Annotated in this window: 15 protein-coding genes and 4 tRNA genes; 4 read left to right on the top strand and 15 right to left on the bottom strand. The window is 62.8% G+C overall.

The window, feature by feature from the left end; all coding sequences use genetic code 11:
• Positions 1–82 precede the first annotated feature (82 nt).
• From lon to LOY51_RS09775, 9 genes are all read right to left on the bottom strand, one after another.
• Positions 83–2479, bottom strand: coding sequence for an endopeptidase La (gene lon / locus LOY51_RS09815; RefSeq protein ID WP_125858119.1), 2397 nt, complete (start codon positions 2477–2479; stop codon positions 83–85).
• A gap of 153 nt (positions 2480–2632) precedes the next feature.
• Positions 2633–3916, bottom strand: a complete 1284-nt coding sequence (gene clpX, locus LOY51_RS09810) for an ATP-dependent Clp protease ATP-binding subunit ClpX (RefSeq protein WP_125463465.1) — start codon at positions 3914–3916, stop codon at positions 2633–2635.
• A gap of 108 nt (positions 3917–4024) precedes the next feature.
• Positions 4025–4666, bottom strand: a complete 642-nt coding sequence (gene clpP / locus LOY51_RS09805; RefSeq protein ID WP_023629742.1) for an ATP-dependent Clp endopeptidase proteolytic subunit ClpP — start codon at positions 4664–4666, stop codon at positions 4025–4027.
• A gap of 91 nt (positions 4667–4757) precedes the next feature.
• Positions 4758–6071 carry a trigger factor gene (gene tig, locus LOY51_RS09800; RefSeq protein ID WP_125858118.1) on the bottom strand — a complete coding sequence of 438 codons (1314 nt, stop codon included), beginning with the start codon at positions 6069–6071 and terminating at the stop codon, positions 4758–4760.
• A gap of 248 nt (positions 6072–6319) precedes the next feature.
• On the bottom strand, positions 6320–6619 hold the full coding sequence (locus LOY51_RS09795; RefSeq protein ID WP_258645963.1) for a DUF6388 family protein: 300 nt from the start codon (positions 6617–6619) through the stop codon (positions 6320–6322).
• A gap of 223 nt (positions 6620–6842) precedes the next feature.
• Positions 6843–6918: transfer RNA gene (locus LOY51_RS09790), tRNA-His, on the bottom strand.
• Positions 6919–6954: 36 nt separating this feature from the next.
• Positions 6955–7039: transfer RNA gene (locus LOY51_RS09785), tRNA-Leu, on the bottom strand.
• 57 nt (positions 7040–7096) lie between these two features.
• A tRNA-His gene (locus tag LOY51_RS09780) sits at positions 7097–7172 on the bottom strand.
• Positions 7173–7206: 34 nt separating this feature from the next.
• Positions 7207–7283, bottom strand: a tRNA-Arg gene (locus tag LOY51_RS09775).
• A gap of 256 nt (positions 7284–7539) precedes the next feature.
• On the opposite strand from LOY51_RS09775, the gene folD reads away from it, so the two are divergent.
• The gene (gene folD, locus LOY51_RS09770) at positions 7540–8394 is read left to right on the top strand and encodes a bifunctional methylenetetrahydrofolate dehydrogenase/methenyltetrahydrofolate cyclohydrolase FolD (RefSeq protein ID WP_110994358.1); all 855 of its coding nucleotides are present in this window, start codon (positions 7540–7542) and stop codon (positions 8392–8394) included.
• Between the two features lie 160 nt (positions 8395–8554).
• Here folD and LOY51_RS09765 read toward each other — a convergent pair whose 3' ends face one another.
• From LOY51_RS09765 to LOY51_RS09740, 6 genes are read right to left on the bottom strand one after another with little or no spacing between them, the layout of a single operon-like run.
• Positions 8555–10294: an ABC transporter substrate-binding protein gene (locus LOY51_RS09765; RefSeq protein WP_110994359.1), complete on the bottom strand. Its 1740-nt coding sequence runs from the start codon at positions 10292–10294 to the stop codon at positions 8555–8557.
• 38 nt (positions 10295–10332) lie between these two features.
• Complete coding sequence (locus tag LOY51_RS09760; protein WP_110994396.1) at positions 10333–10605, bottom strand: DUF2160 domain-containing protein; 273 nt, start codon at positions 10603–10605, stop codon at positions 10333–10335.
• A 12-nt stretch (positions 10606–10617) separates the two neighbouring features.
• Positions 10618–11418, bottom strand: coding sequence for a carbohydrate ABC transporter permease (locus LOY51_RS09755; RefSeq protein WP_125463462.1), 801 nt, complete (start codon positions 11416–11418; stop codon positions 10618–10620).
• Between the two features lie 3 nt (positions 11419–11421).
• A complete protein-coding gene (locus LOY51_RS09750) occupies positions 11422–12285 on the bottom strand; it encodes a carbohydrate ABC transporter permease (protein WP_125463461.1) in 864 nt (287 codons plus the stop codon).
• Complete coding sequence (locus LOY51_RS09745; RefSeq protein ID WP_125858115.1) at positions 12282–13379, bottom strand: ABC transporter ATP-binding protein; 1098 nt, start codon at positions 13377–13379, stop codon at positions 12282–12284. Before LOY51_RS09745 ends, LOY51_RS09750 begins: the two co-directional genes overlap by 4 nt.
• Positions 13379–14473, bottom strand: a complete 1095-nt coding sequence (locus LOY51_RS09740) for an ABC transporter ATP-binding protein (protein WP_258645956.1) — start codon at positions 14471–14473, stop codon at positions 13379–13381. The genes LOY51_RS09745 and LOY51_RS09740 overlap by 1 nt, the downstream gene beginning before the upstream one ends.
• A gap of 224 nt (positions 14474–14697) precedes the next feature.
• On the opposite strand from LOY51_RS09740, the gene LOY51_RS09735 reads away from it, so the two are divergent.
• From LOY51_RS09735 to ocd, 3 genes are all read left to right on the top strand, one after another.
• Positions 14698–16476, top strand: coding sequence for a sigma-54-dependent Fis family transcriptional regulator (locus LOY51_RS09735; RefSeq protein WP_258645953.1), 1779 nt, complete (start codon positions 14698–14700; stop codon positions 16474–16476).
• Positions 16477–16712: 236 nt separating this feature from the next.
• Entirely contained in the window at positions 16713–17630 is a 918-nt protein-coding gene (ctlX, locus tag LOY51_RS09730) for a citrulline utilization hydrolase CtlX (RefSeq protein WP_125858112.1), read from the top strand.
• A gap of 18 nt (positions 17631–17648) precedes the next feature.
• Positions 17649–18695, top strand: coding sequence for an ornithine cyclodeaminase (ocd, locus tag LOY51_RS09725; protein ID WP_125858111.1), 1047 nt, complete (start codon positions 17649–17651; stop codon positions 18693–18695).
• The last annotated feature ends 306 nt before the right edge of the window (positions 18696–19001 follow it).

Raw genomic sequence — 19001 nt, 5'->3', positions numbered from 1 at the left:
GGTGGCCTGTTGAAAATGGCGTGCCGCTTTATAGCAAGGGCCCGAAAAAGCTGTCAACCAAAGCCCCCCAGCGAAATACTTACTAATGCGTGCTGATTCTTTCCTTAGCATCGCTGTCGCGCTTGTCATCTTTGGCGACAATCTCCGGAGCCACATCTGGCAAGGGCTCCGGGGCGTATTGCAGCGCAATTTGGAGGACTTCGTCAATCCATTTGACCGGTTTGATCTGAAGATCCTGTTTGATATTTTCTGGAATTTCCTTCAAGTCGCGAACATTCTCCTCGGGAATGATCACCGTCTTGATCCCGCCACGGTGTGCCGCCAGCAGTTTTTCCTTGAGGCCACCAATGGCCAGAACCTGACCACGCAGGGTGATCTCGCCGGTCATCGCGACATCTGCGCGCACGGGGATCTGGGTCAACGCCGAGACCAATGCGGTGCACATGCCGATGCCTGCGCTCGGGCCATCCTTGGGTGTAGCACCTTCAGGCATATGGATGTGAACGTCGCGCTTTTCATGGAAGTCTGCAGCGATCCCCAGGCTTGCGGCACGGCTTCGCACCACGGTTTGCGCAGCGGTGATCGACTCGACCATGACGTCGCCCAGCGAGCCGGTCTTGATCAGCTGGCCCTTGCCGGGAATGACCACAGCTTCGATGGTCAGCAGCTCACCACCCACCTGGGTCCAGGCAAGGCCGGTGACCTGGCCGATCTGGTCCTGCTGCTCGGCGAGGCCGTAGCGGAATTTCTTCACGCCCAGCAGTTGCTCAAGCTGCTCGCCAGTAACCTTGACCTTGAACTGCTTCTGCCCAGTGTGCTCCTTGACCACCTTGCGGCACACCTTGGCGATCTGCCGCTCCAGGCCTCGCACACCAGCTTCGCGGGTGTAGTAGCGAATGATGTCACGGATCGCCGAAACATCGACCTCCAGCTCATCCTTCTTCAGGCCGTTGGCCTTGACCTGCTTGGGCACCAGGTACTTGACCGCGATGTTGATCTTCTCGTCCTCGGTGTAACCCGGCAGACGGATGACTTCCATGCGGTCGAGCAGCGCCGGCGGGATGTTCATCGAGTTCGAGGTGCACAGGAACATCACGTCCGACAGGTCGTAGTCGACCTCCAGGTAGTGATCGTTGAAGTTGTGGTTCTGCTCCGGGTCGAGCACCTCCAGCAGCGCCGACGCCGGGTCGCCACGCATGTCGCTGCCCATCTTGTCGATTTCGTCGAGCAGGAACAGCGGGTTGCGGACGCCCACCTTGGTCATTTTCTGGATCAGGCGGCCCGGCATCGAACCAATGTAGGTACGACGGTGACCGCGGATTTCTGCTTCGTCACGCACGCCACCGAGGGCCATGCGCACGAACTTGCGATTGGTGGCAGCGGCAATCGACTCGGCCAGCGAGGTCTTGCCCACGCCAGGCGGGCCGACCAGGCACAGCACCGGGCCGCGAATCTTCTTCACCCGCTTCTGCACGGCGAGGTATTCGAGAATGCGTTCCTTGACCTCTTCCAGGCCATAGTGGTCGGCATCGAGGATCTCTTCGGCCTTGGCCAGGTCCAGGCGCACCTTGCTCTGAGCCTTCCACGGCACCTGCACCAGCCAGTCCAGGTACGAACGCACCACGGTGGCCTCAGCGGACATCGGCGACATCTGCTTGAGCTTGTTGAGCTCAGCCTGGGCCTTGGTCAGGGCGTCTTTCGGCAGGCCGGCAGCTTCGATGCGCTTCTTGAGCTCTTCGACTTCGTTGTGACCTTCGTCGCCATCGCCGAGTTCTTTCTGAATGGCCTTCATCTGCTCATTCAGGTAGTACTCGCGCTGGCTGCGCTCCATCTGCTTCTTGACCCGGCCACGGATGCGCTTCTCGACCTGCAACAGGTCGATCTCGGCATCCAGCAGCGCCAGCACGTGCTCGACACGGGCCTGCAGCTCGACAATCTCGAGGATTTCCTGCTTCTGCTCGATCTTCAAGGCCATGTGCGCGGCCATGGTATCGACCAGGCGGCCCGGCTCTTCGATGCTGTTCAGTGAAGACAGCACTTCGGCCGGGACCTTCTTGCCCAGCTGCACATACTGTTCGAACTGCGACAGCAAAGTGCGCACGAAGACTTCGGACTCGCGCTCGGCGGCCTCCACTTCGTCGATCAGGCTGACTTCGGCACGGATGTGGCCGTCGATTTCATTGAAACGTTCGACCGAGCCGCGCTGCTCGCCCTCGACCAGCACCTTGACGGTGCCATCGGGCAGCTTGAGCAGTTGCAGGACGGTGGCGACGGTACCGACGCGGTACAGGGCATCCTCACCCGGATCATCGTCGGCAGGGTTTTTCTGGGCCAGCAGGAGGATCTGCTTTTCGCCCGTCATCGCCGCCTCGAGGGCTTCGATGGACTTCTCACGCCCCACGAACAGTGGGATGACCATGTGCGGATAGACGACAACGTCGCGCAATGGCAAAAGAGGCAAGTCGAGGGTGGTCTTCATGATTTCGCCTCTACAGCGGCCTTGTGGCCGGAAACCGTTGGAAATGGTGCTTGGAGCTAATGTGGGGGCAGCCCTTTGAAATTACAAGCGTCGATACCAGGAAATGCAAAAAGGGGCCCGAAGGCCCCTTTCTGCATGCTGCCCCTTGCCCGATCAGGCGTCGGGGGCGGCTTTGGCTTGCGGCTCGCTGTTTTCGTAGATCAGCAGCGGCTTCGAAGTACCCTCGATGACGCTCTCGTCGATCACCACCTTGCTGACTTCCTTCTGCGAAGGAATCTCGTACATGGTGTCGAGCAGCACGCCTTCCAGGATCGAACGCAGGCCACGGGCACCGGTCTTGCGATCCAGCGCCTTGCGGGCAACGGCCTTGAGCGCATCGCTGCGGAACTCGAGGTCGACGCTTTCCATTTCGAACAGCTTGGCGTACTGCTTGGTCAGCGCGTTCTTCGGCTCGGTCAGAATCTGCATCAGTGCAGCCTCGTCCAGCTCGTCCAGCGTCGCCAGTACCGGCAGACGACCGACGAACTCGGGGATGAGACCAAACTTGACCAGATCGTCCGGCTCGACCTCACGCAGAGACTCGCCGACTTTCTTGCCTTCTTCCTTGCTGCGCACTTCTGCACTGAAACCGATACCACCCTTGGTGGAACGGTTCTGGATGACCTTTTCCAGGCCAGAGAAGGCGCCACCGCAGATGAACAGGATATTGCGGGTATCAACCTGCAGGAATTCCTGTTGCGGGTGCTTGCGACCACCTTGCGGCGGCACGGAAGCGACGGTGCCTTCGATCAGTTTCAGCAGTGCCTGCTGCACGCCCTCACCCGAAACATCGCGGGTAATGGACGGGTTGTCCGACTTGCGCGAGATCTTGTCGATCTCGTCGATGTAGACGATGCCCATCTGGGCCTTTTCCACGTCGTAGTCGCACTTTTGCAGCAGTTTCTGAATGATGTTCTCGACGTCCTCACCCACATAACCGGCTTCGGTCAGGGTGGTGGCGTCAGCAATGGTGAACGGTACGTTCAGCAGGCGCGCGAGGGTTTCGGCGAGCAGCGTCTTGCCCGAGCCGGTTGGCCCGATCAGCAGGATGTTGCTTTTGCCGAGTTCGACTTCGTCGCCCTTCTTGTCACGCTGGTTCAGGCGCTTGTAGTGGTTGTACACCGCTACGGCAAGCACCTTCTTGGCGCGCTCCTGACCAATGACATACTGGTCCAGGATGCCGCTGATTTCTTTCGGCGAGGGTAACTTGTGCGCGTTGCTCTCGGCCTGGGCTTCCTGCACCTCCTCACGGATGATGTCGTTGCACAGGTCGACGCACTCGTCGCAGATAAATACCGAGGGGCCGGCAATCAACTTGCGCACTTCGTGCTGGCTTTTGCCGCAGAAGGAGCAATAGAGCAATTTGCCGTTGTCCTCGCCGTTACGGGTGTCAGTCATTCGATCGATCCAATCCGGTAGGCTTGAAACACAAGATGAAGGCAATCGCAGGCTTTTTCAAGTCCGCGGGTGGGCGCTTTCCACGCCCGCCCGCTCTGGCGCATTGCTTCAGGATGCCAGTTGCCGCTTGTCGTAGACCGAGTCGATCAGGCCGTACTCGGCCGCGCGCGCAGCGCTCATGAAGTTGTCACGCTCGGTATCGCGCTTGATGGTCTCGAGCGGCTGGCCGGTGTGATGGGCCAGCAGCTCGTTCAGGCGCGCCTTGATGTTGAGGATTTCCTGGGCGTGGATCTCGATGTCGGTCGCCTGACCCTGGAAGCCGCCGAGCGGCTGGTGAATCATCACGCGCGAGTTCGGCAGGCAGTGGCGCTTGCCAGCGGCACCGGCCGCCAGCAGGAAGGCGCCCATGCTGCAGGCCTGGCCGATGCAGATGGTCGAGACGTCCGGCTTGATGAACTGCATGGTGTCGTAGATCGACATACCGGCAGTCACCGAACCGCCCGGCGAGTTGATGTACAGATGGATATCCTTGTCCGGGTTTTCCGCTTCCAGGAACAGCAGCTGCGCCACCACCAGGTTGGCCATGTAGTCTTCTACGGGGCCGACCAGGAAGATCACCCGCTCCTTCAAGAGGCGCGAGTAGATGTCATAGGCGCGTTCGCCACGGGCGGACTGCTCGATAACCATCGGGACCAGGCCGCCTGCGGCCTGGATGTCAGAGCTCTGCTGAATATAAGAATTGCGGGACATGTCCTGCACTCACTCCCAAATAGTCATGGCTTGAATACGCACAAGCCAGCGCGAAGGCTGGCTTGTGGGGGTTTCCTACGAGAGTAGCCTGTTACTCAGCGTCGGCTTGAGCCTGTGCTGGCTTTACAGCTTCTTCGTACGAGACCGATTTGTCGGTCACAGTCGCTTTCTGCAGGACAGTATCTACAACTTGTTCTTCCAGTACAACCGAACGCACTTCGTTCAGTTGCTGGTCGTTCTTGTAGTACCAGGCGATAACCTGCTCTGGCTCCTGGTAGGCCGAAGCCATTTCTTCGATCATTTCACGCACTTTGGCGTCGTCCGGCTTCAGCTCGAACTGCTTGACCACTTCGGCGACGATCAGGCCCAGCACCACGCGGCGCTTGGCTTGCTCTTCGAACAGCTCGGCCGGCAGTTGGTCAGGCTTGATGTTGCCACCGAACTGCTGGACAGCCTGCACGCGCAGACGGTTGACTTCGTTTTCCAGCAGGGCTTTTGGCACTTCGATCGGGTTGGCGGCCAGCAGACCGTCCATGACCTGGTTCTTGACCTTGGTCTTGGTGGCCTGACGCAGTTCGCGCTCCATGTTCTTGCGAACTTCGGTGCGGAAGCCTTCCAGGGTCGACTCTTTGATACCGAATTGAGCGAAGAACTCTTCGTTCAGTTCTGGCAGCTGTGGTGCCGAAACGCTGTTGACGGTGATGGTGAACTCGGCGGCTTTGCCAGCCAGGTCGAGGTTCTGGTAGTCCTCTGGGAAGGTCACGTTGACAACGCGCTCTTCACCGGCCTTGGCGCCGACCAGACCTTCTTCGAAGCCTGGGATCATGCGGCCGGAACCCAGCACCAGCTGAGTGCCCTTGGCCGAACCACCGGCGAAGGCTTCACCGTCGATCTTGCCAACGAAGTCGATGTTGACTTGATCGTCGTTCTGCGCAGCGCGCTCGACAGCTTCGAAACGGGTGTTCTGCTTGCGCAGCACGTCCAGCATCTTGTCCAGGTCGGCATCGGCCACTTCGGCGCTCAGGCGCTCGACGCTGATCGATTCCAGGCCCGAAACGGTGAACTCAGGGAAGACTTCGAAGATGGCGACGAACTCGAGGTCCTTGCCCTTTTCGAACGACTTCGGCTCAACGGCAGGGGCGCCGGCCGGGTTCAGCTTCTGCTCGACGATGGCTTCGTAGAAGGAGGCCTGGACCAGGTCACCGAAAGCTTCCTGACGGGCATCGGCTTCGAAACGCTGGCGAATGACGCTCATCGGCACCTTGCCAGGACGGAAGCCTGCAACCTTGGCGCGACGGGCAGTCTGCTGCAGACGCTTGTTGACTTCGTTCTCGACGCGCTCGGCCGGAACGGCGATGGTCATGCGGCGCTCGAGAGCGGAAGTGTTTTCAACAGAAACTTGCATGGATATTCCTCGTTGCACAGACGTTAGCCGGCGATAGCCCGACTCCAGAATCAAGGGCAAGCATTCTAGTGACTCATGCAGCAGAAGTCACCCCACCCGGATTGTCGGCAGACCACGCCGGTCGATTTCCTTGAAAGGCCCAAGCGCCGTGGCGTCGAGCCTGTTTAAGCGTTGCCCGCGCAGGCCGTCATGGGCCGCGCGATTGTAAAACCTTGTCAAACAAACCCCGCCCAACCCGAACGCACCTTTTATTGCGGCTCGATCTCGTTGAACTGGCAGTATTCTTCCCACTCCATCCCCAGCGCCTCAGCCACCTCGCGGTGGGTTTCCAGGCGCATCGCCTGCAGCTGCTCCGGCGTTTGCGCGATCAATTGCAGGGCCAATTCCCAGGGCTGGATACCCTGCTCATCGGCGGCATCCTCGAACGCCCATTCGATCTGCTGCGCCTGCTCGCGGGCATCCAGCTCGCGAATCTCCTCGAGCAGTTGCGGATTGGCTTCGACGAAACGTTGCAGCGCCAGGGCCTGGCGCGCTTCTTTTGCGATCATTTGCGGTATTCCTCTGCCAGCATCTTGGCCGGACGGTCAACCGGCTGAAATCTAACAGCTTTTATTGGGGCATCAATAGAGGATTGCAAGGGGTGAGCCGAGCAATGATTGCAGCCCCCTCAGCCCGGACTCTGCAGCGGCCGCTGGCTCGAGCACCGCAAACCATGCAATGCAAAAACAACAAAGGCGCCCGATCTTTCGATCAAGGCGCCTTCATAAAATATGGGGTGGACGATGGGAATCGAACCCACGACAACCGGAATCACAATCCGGCGCTCTACCAACTGAGCTACGCCCACCATAATGCAGTGTTGCGGTACAGCCTTACAGAAACATGGTGCGGACGAAGAGACTCGAACTCTTACAGCTTGCGCCGCTGGAACCTAAATCCAGTGTGTCTACCAATTTCACCACGTCCGCATGAAGCGCTTAAAACAAAGGCGCCTGATCATTCAATCCTGGCGCCTTTGCCGAATCTGGGGTGGACGATGGGAATCGAACCCACGACAACCGGAATCACAATCCGGCGCTCTACCAACTGAGCTACGCCCACCATATTGCGTTACTGCTTACTTGCCCAGGCCTAATGGCGCACCCGGCAGGACTCGAACCTGCGACCATCCGCTTAGAAGGCGGATGCTCTATCCAGCTGAGCTACGGGCGCTTAAGCTTTCAGTCCGACTCAACAAGCCAACAAACCGCTTATTCCGTCCAACTTTGCCAACCCGTGCCAGGCAGTGCCCGACAAGTGCGGCGAATCTTATAGCCGACCCTCAAAGTCGTCAACATGTTTCTGAAAAAAATTTAAATTATTGAAGGGGTTAGGGGATTTGCCCGACCACCCGCCTTTGCCCTTGCGCCGTGTCGTGCGAGAATGCGCGCTTCTTCATGTTTCCTTCTCGATGGTTAATCACGCGTCTATGACTGCACACCTTATCGATGGCAAGGCGATCGCCGCCAACCTGCGCAAGCAGATCGCGCAACGTGTCGCGGAGCGCCGCCAGCAGGGCCTGCGTACGCCAGGCCTGGCAGTGATCCTGGTCGGTACCGACCCGGCCTCCCAAGTCTATGTCTCGCACAAGCGCAAGGACTGCGAAGAAGTCGGCTTCATCTCGCAGGCCTTCGACCTGCCCAGCGAAACCACCCAGCAGGCCCTGACCGAGCTGATCGACCGCCTCAACGACGACCCGGCCGTCGATGGCATCCTGCTGCAGTTGCCGCTGCCCGCGCACCTGGACGCCTCGCTGCTGCTCGAGCGCATCCGCCCGGACAAGGACGTCGACGGCTTCCACCCGTACAACATCGGCCGCCTCGCGCAACGCATCCCGCTGCTGCGCCCGTGCACCCCAAAGGGCATCATCACCCTGCTGGAAAGCACCGGCCAGGACCTGTACGGCATGAACGCGGTCATCGTCGGCGCTTCCAACATCGTCGGTCGCCCGATGGCCATGGAACTGCTGCTGGCCGGCTGCACCGTCACCGTCTGCCACCGCTTCACCAAGGACCTGGCCGGCCACGTTGGCCGTGCCGACCTGCTGGTGGTCGCCGCCGGCAAGCCGGGCCTGGTCAAGGGTGAGTGGGTCAAGGAAGGTGCGATCGTCATCGACGTCGGCATCAACCGCCAGGAAGACGGCAAGCTGGTCGGCGACGTGGTCTACGAGACCGCCCTGCCCCGCGCTGGCTGGATCACCCCGGTACCCGGCGGCGTTGGCCCGATGACCCGCGCCTGCCTGCTGGAAAATACGCTGTATGCCGCTGAAGAGCTGCACAAGTAAGTTGGCGTGAAGCGAAAACGGCACCTCTGGCAGGTGCCGTTTTTTTTGCCTGGCGTTTTTGCAAAAGCCCTATCGCGGGGCAAGCCCGCTCCCACGCTACATGGCGCTGCATAGCGTGGGAGCGGGCTTGCCCCGTGATGAGGCCCTTGAAGCTAACCGATCACTTGCGCGCCGCCTCCCACGACTTCAGCAATTCGTTGTAGCTGACCGTTTCGCCCTTTGGCTTCTCGTTGGCCAGCTTCGGCTTCGGCGCCCCCGGCTGGTCGAACCAGTACTGGGCATCCTTCTCGGGGTTGAGCTTGGGCGCACAGGTGGCCTGCGCGTTGGAGCGCTGCAGCCGCTCCATCATCCGGTCCTGATCCCGCGCCAGCCCGTCCAGCGCCTCTTGCGGCGTCTTCTCGCCACTGGCCACCTCGGCGATATGGCTCCACCACAGCTGCGCCAGGCGCGGATAATCCGGCACGTTGGTGCCGGTCGGCGTCCACTGCACCCGCGCCGGGCTTCTGTAGAACTCCACCAGCCCGCCCAGCTTGGGCGCCAGGTCGGTCATGGCCTGGGAGTTGATGTCCGACTCGCGGATCGGCGTCAGGCCGACGACGGTCTTCTTCAGCGACACGGTCTTGGAGGTGACGAACTGGGCATACAGCCAGGCCGCCAGACGCTGTTTCTCAGGGGTGGATTTGAAGAAGGTCCAGGAGCCGGTGTCCTGATAACCGAGCTTCATCCCCTCCTCCCAGTACGGTCCCTTGGGCGAGGGCGCCATGCGCCACTTCGGCGTGCCGTCGGCGTTGACCACCGGCAGCCCGGGCTTGGTCATGTCGGCGGTGAAGGCGGTGTACCAGAAGATCTGCTGGGCGATGTTGCCCTGCGCCGGCACCGGGCCCGCCTCGGAGAAAGTCATGCCCTGGGCTTCCTTGGGGGCGTAGGCGCGCATCCAGTCCACGTACTTCTGCGTGGCGAACACCGCCGCCGGGCCATTGGTGTCGCCGCCGCGGGTCACACTGGAGCCCACCGGGTGGCAGTCCTCCACGCGAATGCCCCACTCGTCCACCGGCAGGCCGTTGGGCAGCCCCTTGTCGCCACCGCCGGCCATGGAAAACCAGGCATCGGTGAAACGCCAGCCCAGCGAAGGGTCCTTCTTGCCATAGTCCATGTGGCCATAGACCCGCTTGCCGTCGATCTCCTTGACGTCCTCGCTGAAGAACTTGGCGATGTCCTCGTAGGCCGACCAGTTCACCGGCACGCCCAACTCGTAGCCGTACTTCTCCTTGAACTTGGCTTTCAGGTCCGGGCGCTCGAACCAGTCGGCGCGGAACCAGTAGAGGTTGGCGAACTGCTGGTCAGGCAACTGGTAGATCTTGCCGTCCGGCGCAGTGGTGAAGGAAATGCCGATGAAGTCCTTCAGGTCCAGGGTTGGCGAGGTGTAGTTCTTGCCCTCATTGGCCATCAGGTCGGTGATCGACTCCACCTTGCCATAGCGAAAGTGCGTGCCGATCAAATCGGAATCGTTGACCCAGCCGTCATAGATGTTCTTGTCCGACTGCATCTGGGTCTGCAGTTTTTCCACCACATCGCCTTCCTGCAGCAGGTCGTGGGTCAACTGGATGCCGGTGATCTCGGTGAAGGCCTTGGCCAGCACCTTGGACTCGTATTCGTGGGTGGTGATGGTTTCCGACACCACGTTGATCTTCATCCCACGGAACGGCTCGGCGGCCTTGATGAACCACTTGAGCTCTTCGAGTTGCTGCTCCGGGGTCAGGGTCGACGGCTTGAACTCGCTGCCGATCCATTTTTTCGCCGCGTCTTCGTACTGGTCGGCCCAGGCCGTGCCGTGCAGGCCGGCCAGCACCAGCAGTGCGGCCAGGGTCAAATGTCGCCGTTTGTTGTCGTTATCGAACATTGTGATCTCCAGATTGCAGAAGGATCCTTGCCCCAGGCTCAACCCCAGCGCAGCACCACCACCAGCCACGCCAGCGACAGCAGCGAGGCCACCCACAACGGCCAGTCGCTCACCCCCACCACCAGCAGATGCAGGTAGGCGCTGACCAACAAGCCGATGAACAGCCGGTCGCCACGGGTCGTGGCAATCGGCAGAAAACCGCGACGTTCCAGGCACGGGCGGCGCAGTTCGAACAGGGTCATGCACATCAACAACAGGCCGATCGCCGAGAAGAACAGCGCGGTCGGCAGGGTCCAGGCCATCCACTCCATCATCCGCCCTCCTCACACCCGGCCCAGGGCAAAGCCCTTGGCCACATGGTTGCGCACGAACCAGATCACCAGCATGCCCGGCAAAATGGTCAGCACCCCGGCCGCCGCCAGCACGCCCCAGTCGATACCCGAGGCGGACACCGTGCGGGTCATCACCGCCGCGATCGGCTTGGCGTTCACTGAAGTGAGGGTGCGTGCCAGCAGCAGCTCGACCCAAGAGAACATGAAGCAGAAGAAGGCCGTCACGCCGATCCCCGAACCGATCAGCGGGATGAAGATCTTCACGAAGAACCGCGGGAAGCTGTACCCATCGATGTAGGCGGTTTCATCGATCTCCTTCGGCACCCCGCTCATGAAGCCCTCCAGAATCCACACCGCCAGCGGCACGTTGAACAGGCAGTGGGCCAGGGCCACGGCAATGTGCGTATCGAACAGGCCGATCGACGAATACAGCTGGAAGAACGGCAGCAGGAACACCGCCGGCGGCGCCATGCGGTTGGTCAGCAGCCAGAAGAACAGGTGCCGGTCGCCAAGAAAGCGATAGCGCGAAAAGGCATAGGCCGCCGGCAAGGCCACCGTCAGCGAGATGACCGTGTTCAGGCACACGTAGTACAGCGAGTTGATATAGCCGCTGTACCAGCTGGCGTCGGTGAAGATCACCCGGTAGTTGTCGAAGGTAAACACCTGCGGCCACAACGTCAGCCCACCGAGGATCTCGCTGTTGCTCTTGAACGACATGTTCAGCAGCCAGTAGATCGGCACCAACAGGAAGAAGAAGTACAACAGCAGGGCCAGCGTTTTGCGCTTGCTCATGGCCTACTCCTTGTCGGCGTGGGTCATGGCTGTGTAGAACAGCCACGACACCAGCAGGATGATCAGGAAGTACACCAGCGAGAACGCCGCCGCCGGCCCCAGGTCGAACTGCCCGACCGCCATGCGCGTGAGGGTCTGGCTGAGGAACGTGGTGGCATTGCCCGGCCCGCCGCCTGTGAGCACGAACGGCTCGGTGTAGATCATGAAGCTGTCCATGAACCGCAGCATCACCGCGATCAGCAGCACATTCTTGAGCTTCGGCAGCTGGATATGGCGAAACACCGCCCAGCCCGATGCCCGGTCGATGCGCGCGGCCTGGTAGTACACGTCGGGGATGGCGCGCAAACCCGAGTAGCACAGCAGCGCCACCAGCGAAGTCCAGTGCCACACGTCCATCACCAACACGGTGACCCAGGCGTCAAGCGGGTCGCCGGCATAGTTGTAGTTGACCCCAAGCTTGGCCAGCGTCGCGCCGAGCAGACCGATGTCGGCGCGGCCGAAGATCTGCCAGATGGTGCCCACCACGTTCCACGGGATCAGCAAGGGGATGGCCATGAGGATCAGGCACACCGACGCCATGCGCCCACGGGTCGGCATGGTCAGGGCGATGGCGATACCCAGCGGGATTTCGATGGCCAGCACGCACCCGGAATAGATGAACTGGCGCAGCAGCGCATCATGCAGCGCCGGGTCGCGTAGCACCTGGCGGTACCAGTCGGCACCGACGAAGTAACGGTTGGAGGCATCGAAGATGTCCTGCACCGAGTAGTTGACCACGGTCATCATCGGGATCACGGCGCTGAACGCCACCAGCAGGAACACCGGCAGCACCAGCCACCAGGCCTTGTTGTTCGGCACCTTGTTCATGCCTCGGCCTCCACCAGCAGATCGTCCAGGTAGAGCATCAGCCATTGCGGCGGCAGGCTCACCCAGGCCCGGCCATGGGGCACCACCCGGTCCTCGCCCAGGCGCGCCTTGAGGGTCACCCCCGCCAGCACCAGCGTGAGGATGCGGTAGGTACCCAGGTCCTCCACGTCCACCACGCGCGTCTCGAAAGCGTTGTCGAAGGGGTGCTCCCACACCTGCACGAACTCCGGGCGGATGCCCACCTGCAAACGCCCGCCTTCAGAGGTTGCCAGGCGCTCACGCACCCCCTCGTGCAACACCAGATGGACATCGCCAAAGCTCACGCCGTCGGCCTCGGCGCGCACATCGATCAGGTTCATCCCGGGGCTGCCGATGAAATAGCCGACGAAGGTATGCCGGGGCCGTTCGAACAGCTCGCGTGGGGTGCCGAACTGGACGATGCGCCCGGCGTGCATCACCGCGATCTTGTCGGCGAAGGTCGAGGCCTCCAGCTGATCGTGGGTGACGTAGATCATGGTGATGTTGAACTGCTCGTGGATCTGCTTGAGCTTGCGCCGCAGCTTCCATTTCAGGTGCGGATCGATCACCGTCAGCGGCTCATCGAAGAGGATCGCCGACACGTCGTCGCGCACCAGCCCGCGGCCCATGGAGACCTTCTGCTTTTCGTCGGCGCTGAGGTTGCGCGCGCGCTTGTGCAGCACCGCGGTCAGCTCCAGCACCTCGGCGATTTCCTCGACCCGCGCACGCACCCGCGCCTCGTCCAAGCCCTGGTTGCGCAGGGGGAAGGCCAAGTTGTCGAACACCGTCATGGTGTCGTACACCACCGGGAACTGGAACACCTGAGCGATGTTGCGCTGCTGCGGGGTCAAGGCGTTGACCACCTTGCCGTCGAACAACACCTCGCCATGGGAGGGCGCCAGCAGGCCAGAGATGATGTTGAGCAAGGTCGACTTGCCGCAGCCGGACGGCCCGAGCAAGGCATAGGCACCGCCCTGAGCCCACACATGCTCCAGCTCATGCAAGGCGTAGTCGTCGGCGCTTGCGGGCGAGCGGCTGTAACTGTGGGCCAGCTGGTGCAGGCGGATCTCGGCCATCAGGCGCTCCTCGCGTCGCGCAGGCGCGGCGCCTGCACCAGGGTGTTGGCGCTGTCGAAGATGAACAGCTTGTGGGTGGGGACGAACACACGGATCGGCGTGTCCACCTGATATTCGTGCACGCCCGGCAGATGCAGGGTCATGCGCCAGTGCTCGTTGCGCACATGCAGGAAGGTTTCCGAGCCGCTGATCTCGGCCAGCTCCACCAGCACCGCCAGCTCCAGGTCATCGTCGCGCGACGGCACCAGGGTCAGGTGGCCGGGGCGGATGCCGAAACGATACTCGCCGTCCGCCAGTTCACGCAGGTCGGCCGTGCGGGCAAAGTGCACGGCACCGGCCAGGCTCACCTCGTTGCCGACGATGCGCCCGGGCACCAGGTTGATCGGCGGCTCGCAGAACAGCTCGGCGGCCAGCACGCTGGCGGGCCGTTGATACACCTCGGTGGTGCGGCCGCTCTGGATCACCCGGCCCTCGTGCAGCAAGGTGGTTGTGCCACCCAAGGCCAGCGCCTCGTTGGGCTCGGTGGTGGCATACACGGCGATGCAGTTGCGCTCGGCGAACAGGCCGCGCAGCTCCTGGCGCAAGCCCTCGCGCAGCTTGTAGTCGAGGTTGACCAAGGGCTCGTCGAACAGGATCAGCGAGGCGTCCTTGACCAATGCCCGGGCCATGGCGGTGCGCTGCTGCTGGCCACCCGACAATTCCAGCGGCAGGCGCCCGAGAAAGGGCTCGATGCGCAACATCTCGGCGGTTTCGCGCACCCGCCGCTGGATGTCCGGTTCGGCCATGCGCGCCTGGCGCAACGGCGAGGCGATGTTCTCGAACACCGTGAGGGTGGGGTAGTTGATGAACTGTTGATAGACCATCGATACGTTGCGGCTGCGCACCGGCCGCCCGGTGACATCCTCGCCATCCATCAGCACCCGGCCGCTGTCCGGGCGGTCGAGGCCGGCCATCAGGCGCATCAGGCTGGTCTTGCCGGCCAGGGTGCGGCCCAGCAGCACGTTGAACGAGCCGGGCTCGAAGCGCAGGCTGGCGTCGTCGATCCACAGCTGGTTGTCGACACTGCGGCGTACCTGCTCCAGCACCAGGGACATGGCGTGGCCTTCTTGTAATGGTTGTCCAGCCCACTCAGCCAGTTCCGTGCCAGCCCGGCACAACCGCTCTATACCAGCATCTTGCGCCCGGGCACGGCACTCGGCCTGTACAGATGTGAACAGTTTCGCTGAACAACTGAACACCCTCGGGTTTGACATTGAACAGCACTGAACGACACTCAATCGCGGTCGCCAATAAAAACAACACCCCACAGGACAGGCCCATGGCCCAATCCGTTTCGACCCACGCCCAACTGATCCAGGCCTCCTGGGCGCGCTGCCGCGAGCACGGCCTGCAGCCCCAGCAAGCGCCCGACTTCGATTGCCTGACCGGTGCCGAGCTCGATGCCCTGCTCGAACGCAACCAAGTGCTCCTGCGCCTCACCCATGACGACGTGCTGCCGCAATACGCGCACCTGCTGGGCAACGCCAGCCACCTGGTGATGCTTGGCGACGCCAGCGGCTGCCTGCTCGGCGCCTGGGGTACCCGGCGCTTCGTCGACCCGCGCCAGCAGCACGCCTTCACCCCCGGCGCACGCTGGCGCGAACAAGGCGTCGGCACCAACGCGCTGGGCACGGCATTGGTGTGCGGCGAGGCCATCCATGTCGGCCAGGACGAGCACTACCTGAGACAGAACCGCTACATGGCCAGCGCTGCCGCACCGCTGTTCGACGCCGAGCGGCGCCTGGTCGGCGTACTCGACGTGGCCAGCGACGGCTACCTGCCCGCCGCCCAGACCCTGGGCCTGGTACGCATGCTCAGCCAGAGCCTGGAGAACCGGCTGATCCTCGCCGGGCCCGGCGAGCAGCATTGGCAGCTGCTGTTCAACACCGGCGCCGACAACCTCGACAGCCCCTGGGCCGGCCTGCTGTTGTTCGACGAGCGCGGCGAGGTGCGTGCGGCCAACCACCGCGCAGGCAGCCTGTTGGGCGCCGACCCGCGCCACCTGAACCTGGCGCAGCTGTTCCAGGTGCCGTTGCGGCAGATCCTCGAACACACCGAAGGGCGCCCCTTCGCCCTGCTCGCCCATGGCCGCCAGCGCCTGCATTGCCAGTGGCAGGGGCCTCGCCGGCCACCCGCGCGCCGTGTGCCAAACGCCACGGATGCGCGTGTGAGCAAGGCGCTGGCCCAGGCCGGTGTGCTACTGGAGAAGGACATCCCGCTGCTGGTGCAGGGCGAGACCGGGGTAGGCAAGGAGGTGTTCGTCAACGCCCTGCACCAGGCCAGCAGCCGGGCGCGCCAGCCGCTGATCGCGGTCAACTGCGCGGCGATCCCGGCGGAACTGGTGGAGTCGGAGCTGTTCGGCTACGAAAAAGGCGCCTTCACCGGCGCCCACCATAAAGGCAACCCCGGGCTGATCCGCAAGGCCGACGGCGGCGTGCTGTTCCTCGACGAAATCGGCGACATGCCGCTGGCCACCCAGGCCCGCCTGCTGCGTGTACTGCAGGCCCGCAGCATCCAGCCGCTGGGCAGCGGCGAGCCGGTGGCGCTGGACATACGCGTGGTGTCGGCGAGCAACCGCGACCTCGCCGCCGAGGTGCGTGTCGGGCGTTTTCGCCAAGACCTTTATTACCGCATCGCCGGGTTGACCCTGGTGCTGCCGGCGCTGCGCGAACGCAGCGACCGCCGCGCGCTGATCGAAGAGGTGCATGGGCGCCATCGCGAGCCCGGCCAGCCCGAGCGCCTGGCGGATGATGTGCTGACGATGCTGGAGCGGCATCCCTGGCCGGGCAATCTGCGTGAGCTGGTCAGTGTGATGCAGGTGGCGCTGGCATTGGCTGGTGATCAACCGGTCGGGGTGGAGCATCTGCCGGACAGCTTTCTGGCTGAAGCCGAGTGCCACGTGGCAAACGCAACACTCGAACACACCCCGAACGACCTGGGCAAACTGCTGCAGCGTGCCAATGGCAATCTCTCTTCTGTAGCCAGAGCATTGGGGATTAGCCGCACGACCCTTTACAAGCGTTTGCGCGAACAGGGCCTGGTGGTTTCCAGCGAGTAATGCAGTACCTGTACCGGCCTCATCGCTGGCAAGCCAGCTCCCACAAAGATCCTGCAATAGCGCGCCACCCTGTGGGATCTGGCTTGCCAGCGATGAGGTCAGCACGGGCACAACAGATTCCGCTGCCCAACCCGCTATTTCAGCTGAACCCGCCGCCCACCCCACGCGCTTCAGCCGGGATTTCGCCCTGATCCGCCCGACAATGGTCACACAGCCCACCCGTGGATGCGTGCCCAATGCAAACAACAAATACCGTCCTCATGATTCGCCCGGCGCGGTTCGCCTTCAACCCGGACACCGCCGTCAACAACCGCTTCCAGCAGGCCCCACTGGACCCTGATACCGCCAGTGCCAAGGCCCTGGAAGAGTTCGACGGCTACGTCGCCAGCCTGCGCCAGCACGGCGTCGAGGTGCTGGTGGTGCAGGACACCCCCGAGCCGCACACGCCCGACTCGATCTTCCCCAACAACTGGTGGAGCAGCCATGCCGACGGCAGCCTGGTGCTCTATCCGATGGAAGGCCAGAACCGCCGCCTGGAGCGCAGCAAGGGCGTGCTGCGGGCACTGGACGGGCGTTTCAGCATCAAACAGACCGTCGATCTGAGCCCGCTGGAACAGCAGAATCTGTTCCTCGAAGGCACCGGCAGCATGGTCCTGGACCGCGAACACCGCATCAGCTATGCCTGCCACTCCGGCCGCACCCACGAACAGGCCCTGCGCCAGTTCGCCGAGCAGCTCGACTACCGCCTGTGCCTGTTCCACGCCGTCGACCGCCAGCACGCGCCGATCTACCACAGCAACGTGATGATGAACGTCGGTCGCCAGCTCGCCGTGGTGTGCCTCGACGCCCTGCCCCACGCCAGCGAGCGCCAGGCCCTGGAACACTCGCTGCGCGACACCGGCAAACAAGTGCTAGCGCTCAATCACGACCAGCTGGAGAACTTCGCCGGCAACATGCTCGAAGTGCACGACCGCGACGGTCGCTCGCTGCTGGTGATGTCGCGCAGCGCCTGGCGCTCGCTGGACGCCGGCCAGCGCAGCCAGGTCGAGCGCCACAGCCACCCGCTGGTGGTGAACATCGACCATATCGAACGCATCGGCGGCGGCAGCGCGCGCTGCATGCTCGCCGAAGTCCACCTGCCCTCGCGCCACTGAATTCAAAGGAGAATCACCATGACCCGCTATATCGACGTGCAAGACCTCGCCCGCCTGGTCAATCGCAAGGGCCTGCCCACCTGCCTGGCAGAAATGGCCGAGTACATCCGCCAGGACTACCTGCGCTGGCACGACTTCGAAAAATGCCCACGCCTGGCCAACCACTCGCCGGACGGGGTGATCGAGCTGATGCCGGTGTCCGATGCCAGCCTGTACGCCTTCAAGTACGTCAACGGCCACCCCAAGAACACCCACAACGGCCTGCTCACGGTGATGGCCTTCGGCGCCCTGGGCGACGTCGATACCGGCGCGCCGGTGCTGCTCAGCGAGATGACCCTGACCACCGCGATCCGCACCGCCGCCACCTCCGCCCTGGCCGCCCGCTACCTGGCGCGCAAGGACAGCAAGCGCATGGCGCTGATCGGCAACGGCTCGCAAAGCGAGTTCCAGGCCATCGCCTTCCACACCCTGCTGGGCATCGAGGAGATTCGCCTGTTCGACATCGACCGTGCGGCCTCGGAAAAACTCGCGGCCAACCTGGCCGGCTACCCGCAGCTGAAACTGACCATCGCCGCCAGCGTGGCCGATGCGGTGCGCGGCAGCGACATCGTCACCACGGTCACCGCCGACAAGGCCTACGCCACCATCCTCACCCCCGAAATGATCGAGCCCGGCATGCACCTGAACGCCGTGGGCGGTGACTGCCCGGGCAAGACCGAGCTGCACCGCGAGATCGTCGAGCGGGCCCGAGTGATCGTCGAGTACGAACCACAGAGCCGTATCGAAGGCGAGATCCAGCAGATGCCGGCCGATTCGCCGACCACCGAGTTCTGGCAGGTGGTCGAAGGCATCGCGGCCGGGCGCGAGAGTGCCGAGCAGGTGACGCTGTTCGACTCGGTCGGTTTCGCCATCGAGGACTACTCGGCGCTGCGCTATGTGCTGGATGTGGCCAAGGCGCTGGACATTGGCCATGACATCAACCTGGTGCCGGAGCTGGCCAATCCGAAGGATCTGTTCGCCCTGCTGCAGCCGACGGCGGTTGAACGCAAGGCCAGCGCTGCCTGATCGATGGCCTGGGGCTGCGCTGCAGCCCATCGCCGGCAAGCCGGCTCCCACCTCGTTCGCGCTGGTTTCAAGACCTTCACCGCACCTGTGGGAGCCGGCTTGCCGGCGATGGGCCGCAAAGCGGCCCCGGCATCGGAGCCAGACAGAAACCGCTGTCGCACTTCCATAAATCCTTGTCGCAACAGCCGATTCGGCTGCAACAAGCAACTCAACAGCCGAATCCGGCCCCGCGCGCGCAGGCAAACGACACAAAAAACCGCTCTACCTCGCGCATTCTGACCGCGACCAACGAGTCACCCACAAGAA

It is taken from the genome of Pseudomonas sichuanensis, from assembly GCF_024749065.1.
Taxonomy (GTDB): Bacteria; Pseudomonadota; Gammaproteobacteria; order Pseudomonadales; family Pseudomonadaceae; genus Aquipseudomonas; species Aquipseudomonas sichuanensis.
This window is presented reverse-complemented; position numbering and strand designations above follow the sequence as displayed.

Coding starts and splice junctions, on each gene's coding strand:
- LOY51_RS09760 (WP_110994396.1), bottom strand. CDS start 10,605: ATGGAGTGGATGGCCTGGACCCTGCCGACCGCGCTGTTCTTCTCGGCG.
- clpP (WP_023629742.1), bottom strand. CDS start 4,666: ATGTCCCGCAATTCTTATATTCAGCAGAGCTCTGACATCCAGGCCGCA.
- folD (WP_110994358.1), top strand. CDS start 7,540: ATGACTGCACACCTTATCGATGGCAAGGCGATCGCCGCCAACCTGCGC.
- LOY51_RS09735 (WP_258645953.1), top strand. CDS start 14,698: ATGGCCCAATCCGTTTCGACCCACGCCCAACTGATCCAGGCCTCCTGG.
- ctlX (WP_125858112.1), top strand. CDS start 16,713: ATGCAAACAACAAATACCGTCCTCATGATTCGCCCGGCGCGGTTCGCC.
- LOY51_RS09750 (WP_125463461.1), bottom strand. CDS start 12,285: ATGAACAAGGTGCCGAACAACAAGGCCTGGTGGCTGGTGCTGCCGGTG.
- tig (WP_125858118.1), bottom strand. CDS start 6,071: ATGCAAGTTTCTGTTGAAAACACTTCCGCTCTCGAGCGCCGCATGACC.
- clpX (WP_125463465.1), bottom strand. CDS start 3,916: ATGACTGACACCCGTAACGGCGAGGACAACGGCAAATTGCTCTATTGC.
- LOY51_RS09740 (WP_258645956.1), bottom strand. CDS start 14,473: ATGTCCCTGGTGCTGGAGCAGGTACGCCGCAGTGTCGACAACCAGCTG.
- lon (WP_125858119.1), bottom strand. CDS start 2,479: ATGAAGACCACCCTCGACTTGCCTCTTTTGCCATTGCGCGACGTTGTC.
- LOY51_RS09745 (WP_125858115.1), bottom strand. CDS start 13,379: ATGGCCGAGATCCGCCTGCACCAGCTGGCCCACAGTTACAGCCGCTCG.
- ocd (WP_125858111.1), top strand. CDS start 17,649: ATGACCCGCTATATCGACGTGCAAGACCTCGCCCGCCTGGTCAATCGC.
- LOY51_RS09795 (WP_258645963.1), bottom strand. CDS start 6,619: ATGATCGCAAAAGAAGCGCGCCAGGCCCTGGCGCTGCAACGTTTCGTC.
- LOY51_RS09755 (WP_125463462.1), bottom strand. CDS start 11,418: ATGAGCAAGCGCAAAACGCTGGCCCTGCTGTTGTACTTCTTCTTCCTG.
- LOY51_RS09765 (WP_110994359.1), bottom strand. CDS start 10,294: ATGTTCGATAACGACAACAAACGGCGACATTTGACCCTGGCCGCACTG.